Source organism: Armatimonas sp., assembly GCF_043760365.1.
Taxonomy (GTDB): domain Bacteria; phylum Armatimonadota; class Armatimonadia; order Armatimonadales; family Armatimonadaceae; genus Armatimonas.
This window is the reverse complement of the sequence record NZ_JAYUPA010000181.1, coordinates 1-6,008: the sequence shown is the minus strand read 5'-3', so window position 1 is coordinate 6,008 and position 6,008 is coordinate 1. Positions and strand designations below refer to the sequence as shown.

The following is a 6,008-nucleotide window of genomic DNA, read 5'->3' as shown; positions in this document are numbered from 1 at the left end:
TCCAGAATACACGCGGCTAAACTTGCCGACTTGGATCATTGGCCCGGCTCTAGGCGTTGGCCCTCGGGAAGATAGGCCTGCGGATATCCTTCAGGTTTGGCCGGTGCGTGGTGATATGGAACGCTTACGCCCCGATGAGTTCAACGCCCGGATGGATAAGCTAGCCAGTACTCACTGCGTTTGAGTGCCTAGTCAGTAATCGTTTCAGGAACGGTCATGGATACTCCCTGCTCACCTAACCGAGAGTTTCCAACCCGATTCTTTAAGCCACGTCCTGATGTGAGCCGCCCTACGATCATGCAGGTGCTGGAGGAGCTAGAGGGATTGATGGGCCGTGGGCATAATTTGGCGAACGGTTGGCGATTGCCACCTAAGCGTTCCTTAAAAAACTTGGCGAATTGTTGGCGATTAGGTTGGCGATTTTTCGTGCCTGTGCAGGGACGCGGCACTAAGCTGTTGGCGATTAGGTTGGCAATTGGACAACTCAATCGCCCTCTAGGGAGGCTGGCATAAAGACGCGTATCGCAGGGATGCAGAGCCTTTCAAGGATTCTACAGGTACTATGTCTAAGTGACATCTGTAGTTATCAACAAGGATCGCGTAAGAATTGCCTAGTGCCGCTGTCACTTCCGAAAAGCAGGCTCCCATACCAGAGCAAGGACAGATTGCCGAGATTCGCCAGCGCCGCTACATCGTCACCGATGTGCGAGCGTCGGCTCTCCCGGCAGTAGCACCACTCGCAAGGCCACAGCACCTGGTAACAGCTACCTCCATTGAAGACGACGCTCTGGGCGAAGAAGTCCAGGTTGTCTGGGAGGCTGAGATAGGGGCACGGGTCTTTGAGCGTGTTGCCTTGCCCTCGCCCGTCGCTGGCTTTGACGATCCACGGCGCTTGGATGCGTTTCTGGATGCAGTGCGCTGGGGGGCGGCGTCCCAGGCCGATGTGCGCACTCTGCAAGCACCGTTCCGAAGTGGGATCAAGATTGAGGACTACCAGCTCGATCCGCTTGTTCGTGCAATCCAAATGCCGCGTGTCAACTTGCTTATTGCAGATGACGTCGGCCTTGGAAAGACCATTGAGGCGGGTCTCGTCTGTCAGGAGCTGCTGCTACGCCACCGGAGCCGCCGCGTTCTTATCGTCTGCCCTTCTTCCATCCAGATTCAGTGGCGCGATCAGATGTGGGAGAAATTTGGGCTGGAGTTTCGGATTGTGGACTCTGCATTGCTTAAAGAGCTGCGCCGCTCACGTGGTCTCTATGCCAATCCCTGGAACCACTTTCCCCGACTGATTACCTCGGTAGACTTCTTGAAGCGAGAGCGCCCCCTAAGGCAGTTTCGCGACACGCTGCCTCAGGATGGACAGCCAACCTACCCGCGCAAGTGGGACCTGATGATTCTGGACGAGGCACACAATGTCGCGCCGTCAGGAAGTGGGCGCTATGCTACAGACTCACAGCGTACCCGGGCGATTCGTGAGCTCGTACCGCATTTTGAGCATAAGCTCTTTCTGACAGCGACACCTCACAACGGCTTCCCGGAGAGCTTTGCTGCCTTGCTGGAGCTACTAGATAACCAACGCTTTGCCCGTGGTGTGCGTCCAGATCGGGCTCAGCTCGGGGCCGTGATGGTGCGTCGCCTGAAGTCCGATTTCAAAGACTGGAAGGGGGAGAATCGATTTGCGACGCGTACCCTCTACCCAATCGAAGTTGGCTATACGGATGCAGAGCGGGCAGCTCACGCAACCCTTCAAACCTATGCGGAGTCGCGCCTAGCTCGGGCGCGTGATGAGTCCGAGCGGGTTGCCAGTGAGTTTGTCTTAAAGCTCCTCAAAAAGCGGCTCTTTTCCTCCCCTGAAGCCTTTGCCCTGACGCTGGAGCAGCATGAGCGCTCTCTGGATTCGTCGCGCCGCCAATCCGCACCAAGGCCGACAGTGGGAGTACTGCGCCAGCAAATCGAGGCTACTGAGGAAGAGTTCGCCGACGATGACTTGTTTGAAGACGCGACATTATCCACGGTCGAAGTAGCATCACGACTTTTCCAATTAGTCACCCCGGAGGAGCGCCGTCTGCTGGATGAACTGCGCGCCTGGGCAAACAAGGCGCGAGGCAAGGCGGACAGTAAGGCTCAGGGGCTGTTGGACTATCTGCACGCCACGATCAAGCCTGGGGGAGTCTGGGCCGACACGCGTGTGATTCTCTTTACGGAGTATCGTGCTACCCAGCGCTGGCTGCTCAATCTCCTGATCGCCGAAGGGCTGGCACAGTCAGGGCGCTTGGACCAGCTCTTTGGGGGAATGGACTCTGAGAAGCGCGAGAAGGTAAAGGCGGCGTTTCAGGCAGACCCTAAAATCTCCCCTGTGCGAATTCTTCTTGCCACGGACGCCGCTTCGGAGGGGATCGACCTGCAAAACCACTGTGCCCGGTTAGTGCACTATGAGATCCCCTGGAATCCCAATCGGATGGAGCAGCGCAACGGACGTGTGGATCGTCACGGCCAGCGCGAACCCGAGGTGAAGATTTATCACTTTGTCCCAGCAGGCTATGCCGAACGCTTGAAGTCGATGGCACAGACCAAGCCGGGGGCTCTGGAAGGGGATCTGGAGTTTCTTGCCCGCGCCGCAGCAAAGGTTGAAAACATTCGCGAGGATTTGGGCAAGGTTGGCCCGGTTATCGCGAGCCAGGTGGCTGAGGCGATGTTTGGGAAGCGGACGCGCCTAGACACCGATCAGGCCGAGGAGAAGGCCCGACCGATCCGCGAGCTACTCAAGCTCCAGCGCCGTCTGGATGAGGAGATTCGTGCCTTCCGCGAGCGCCTCGACGAGACTCGCCAGGAGATGGGATTCATCCCCGAGAACATCGAGAGCATTGTCTCTATTGGGCTGGCGCTCGCAGATCAGCCACCACTGATTCTCACCAAGGTCGAAGGGATCGCTAGGGCTTTCCACTTACCTGCACTTCGAGGGAGTTGGGCCGATTGTGCAGTGGGGTTGCCACATCCGCATACCGGTGTGACGCGTCCTATCGTGTTTGACCATGAGGCACTCAAGGGGCGTGATGATGTGGTGCTTGCGCACCTGGGCCATCGCTTGGTGCAGATGTGCTTGCGGCTCCTGCGGGCTGAGGTCTGGACCAGCGATGATCGGCGAACTCTAAGCCGTGTGACGGCGCGCCAAGCATCTGGGCAAGCGCTAGATACCCCGGTGGTGCTGGCACATGGCCGCCTCGTGATTCTGGGGGCAGATGGTCAGCGACTCCACGAGGAAGTTGTCACGGCAGGGGGCGCAATCCGCGAGGGGCGCTTTGAGCGCATAGGTGTACAGCAAGTGGCTTCTGCTTCTCGTGCAGCCTTACCGAAACCAGCGCCAGACAACGTAAGCGAGGCTTTGGCTCGGCTCTGGCCTCAGCACGAGAAGCCACTGCACAACGCTCTGGATGCTCGCGCTCGCGACAAAACGGAGGGGCTGCGCAAGATACTGAGTGAGCGATGCGAGAAGGAGCAGGCCGATGTGGAGGCGGTGCTTCTTGAACTCAAGCGCACGATTGAAGCGAGCGTAAACCAGCCCGATATTTTGCAACTGGAGCTTGAACTCTTCACCAGTGCGGAGAAAGAGCAGTTTGAACTGAACAAGAACAGCCTAGTGCAGCGACTCCAACAGATTCCCGGCGAGATCGAGCGGGAGAAGGCAGCGATCCGCCGTCGGTTCGCCGAGCCTGAGTTTCGTCTGTTCCCTGTTGCGGTGACCTATCTTGTACCGGAGGGGCTACGATGAGTATTGCAAGGCAGCATGCGGAGTGGCTCTCGCTTGTTCCAACCTCAGGGCCGTTTCTGTCGATGGCGGTGCTGTGTCAGACTTTCCCACAAGGGCTCCCTGCACATGATGCTGAAGTGGGCCGCCTGGTTAGACAGGCGTTTGAGGAGTGGGAGAGCAATCCCAAAGACCCGGCGATTCACCATGCCTGGATTCGGTTTGTGCTCATGCGGGTTCTGGGACTCCCCGCCGAGGCACTCAAAGAGGGGCAAGGGCTTCCCAGTGGTCTGAAGGCAGAGAAGCCAGAGTTCGCTGTCACGCTTCGGCCTGACTTGGTGCTAGTGGGCCTCTCTCGGACGTCCGATAGCCTTGCATTTGATCTGCTTGACGAGGAACCGGAGAAGCCTGAGGAAGAATCGGCCTTGCCCCACTTGCTAGTGCAGACGTACCCACGAGCACAGGGGCTAGAAAAGCCGGTGAAGTCCGCTTGGACGGCCTCACCGACGACGCGAATGTCGGAGCTGCTTGCCCAAACGCGGGTGCCGATTGGGCTGGTGACAAATGGTGAGGAGTGGGTTCTCGTTCATCGGGTGACGGACACGACAGGCTTTGCGACGTTTGCATCGTCGATCTGGCTGGAAGAGGGGATCACCCTGCGTGCCTTTCGGGCCTTGCTCGGGCCGGAGCGGTTCTTTGGGCACCCTGACGAGAAACTTCTCAAGCTGTTGACCGAGTCCGCAGACGACCACGAGGAGGTAACCGACCAGCTCGGCTATCAGGTTCGTGCGGCGGTCGAGATGCTTGTGCAGGCATTGGATCGGATTGACCGTGAGCGCGGCGGAACACTGCTAAGTGGTGTGCCCGAGTCCGAGCTCTATGAAGGGGCGCTGACGGTGATGATGCGCCTGGTCTTCCTGCTCTGTGCTGAGGAGCGGGAGATGTTCCCCACTGAGGAGGAAGTCTACAACCGTCACTACGCCATCTCCACCCTGCTGGGGAGTCTGCGCGAGGCGGCGGATCAGCACGGTGAGGAGATCCTGGAGCGTCGCTGTGATGCCTGGAGCCGCTTGCTGGCGACCTTCCGTGCTATCCATAGCGGGGTTTCCCATGAGGCGATGCAGCTCCCTGCCTACGGTGGCAACCTGCTCGACCCCGAGCGCTTCCCTTGGCTCGACGGAACGCCACTCCCGCTCCATAACCGCACCGTGCTTCACTTGCTGGAAGCGCTACAAATCCTGCGTGTGAAAGTCCCCGGCGGTGGCCCTGCCGAGGCACGGCGGCTCTCGTTCCGGGCACTGGACATTGAGCAGATTGGGCATGTCTACGAGGGCTTGCTCGATCACACAGCGGTGCGAGCCAAGGAGCCGATTCTGGGCCTGGCGGGGACACGCGATAAAGAGCCCGAGGTGGCGCTCTCGACGCTGGAATCACTGCTTGCCAGAGGCAGAAAGGAGCTGCTGAAGTTCCTCCGCGAAGAGACGGGGCGGAGTGAGAAGGCGCTTGAGAACGCGCTCACGCCGGGGCCGCTGGACGAAGGGCGCTTGCTTGCAGCCTGTGAGGGCGATGCCGCGTTGCTAGCGCGGGTGCGACCGTTTGCGGGCCTGGTGCGCCTGGATGATTTTGATCGCTTTGTGGTGATTCCTACCGGAAGCGCCTATGTGACCGCAGGAACAACGCGGCGCTCGACGGGGACGCACTACACGCCGCGTTTTCTCGCTGAGCAGATTACCGCACGTACGCTGGAGCCGCTGGTCTACAAGGGGGTTGCTGAGGGAACCGCTCCTTCGCGTGAGACGCTAAAATCCCCACGGGAGCTTCTCTCGCTCCGTGTTTGTGATCCAACGGTGGGCTCGGGGGCGTTTCTGGTGGCGGGGTGCCGCTACTTGGCGGATCGGCTCTGTGAGGCATGGGCGCTTCTGGAGGAGCAGAACCCCGATGCCATTCTGATCTCGCCTGAGGGTGAGATGGCGACGGGCTCGCCTACCGAGCGCCTGATTCCGAAGGGGCTAGACTCCCCAGAGGAGCGTCAGATTCTTGCCCGGCGTCTGGTTGCCGAGCGTTGTTTGTATGGGGTGGATAAGAACCCGATGGCGGCGGAGATTGCGAAGCTGGCGCTCTGGCTGGTGACGATGAACCGAGGCAAGCCGTTTCACTTCCTGGATCATGCGATAAAGTCGGGCGACTCCCTGCTGGGGCTGCACTCGTTCGAGCAGCTCAATACCTGGTCGCTCGATGGCGTGGGGGAGGGGCTGGTTCTCAA

3 protein-coding genes are annotated in these 6,008 nt (G+C 59.4%); all 3 read left to right on the top strand.

Translation table 11 applies throughout. The features are described from left to right. The coding region (locus tag ACH2EH_RS04575; RefSeq protein ID WP_395139390.1) for a hypothetical protein at positions 1 to 184 on the top strand (184 nt) is incomplete at its 5' end. A 423-nt stretch (positions 185 to 607) separates the two neighbouring features. After that, entirely contained in the window at positions 608 to 3,769 is a 3,162-nt protein-coding gene (drmD, locus tag ACH2EH_RS04570; protein ID WP_395139388.1) for a DISARM system SNF2-like helicase DrmD, read from the top strand. Beyond that, positions 3,766 to 6,008: type IIL restriction-modification enzyme MmeI (locus ACH2EH_RS04565; RefSeq protein WP_395139386.1), on the top strand; the 2,243-nt coding region annotated here is incomplete at its 3' end. The genes drmD and ACH2EH_RS04565, both read left to right, overlap by 4 nt.